Here is a 425-nt window from a genome sequence, read left to right as displayed (position 1 = left end):
CGGCGCCGGCGCGGATCAGCTCGTCGAGCTTGGCCTGGATGGCCGCGCCGTCGCGGTTCTGGGTGTTCTGGATCAGAAAGACCATCAGGAAGGTGACGATCGTTGTACCGGTGTTGATGATCAGCTGCCAGGTTTCCGAATAGTGGAAGACCGGGCCGGTTACGGCCCAGATCAAAACGGACGCCAGGCATAGGGCAAAGGCCCACGGACGGCCGGAAGCGCGTGCGACGACCGTCGCAACGCGATTGAAGGTTTTTTCCATTGGGAGTCCTGGTGAAATGCGGAGGCGCTTCAACAATGTTGCACTCGGATTTTCGTTCCGAGCCCGCCCGGGCGCGCGCCCGAGAGCAGCAGGTACGCGTGTGCCGGAACATGTTGCCCATGCGGGAGTTAGCCATTGCCTGTCACGGGCGAGTCAACACGCT

The 425-nt window shown here is 61.9% G+C and carries 1 protein-coding gene; it reads right to left on the bottom strand.

Annotated features, from left to right (window positions below):
* Nucleotides 1-262: low affinity iron permease family protein (locus EN852_RS35385; protein ID WP_135879643.1), on the bottom strand; the 262-nt coding region annotated here is incomplete at its 3' end.
* Nucleotides 263-425 lie beyond the last annotated feature (163 nt).

The sequence above is a fragment of the Mesorhizobium sp. M2E.F.Ca.ET.209.01.1.1 genome (assembly GCF_004010375.2).
Taxonomy (GTDB): domain Bacteria; phylum Pseudomonadota; class Alphaproteobacteria; order Rhizobiales; family Rhizobiaceae; genus Mesorhizobium.
The sequence above is the reverse complement of the archived record's forward strand: the minus strand, read 5'-3'. Positions and strand labels throughout refer to the sequence as shown.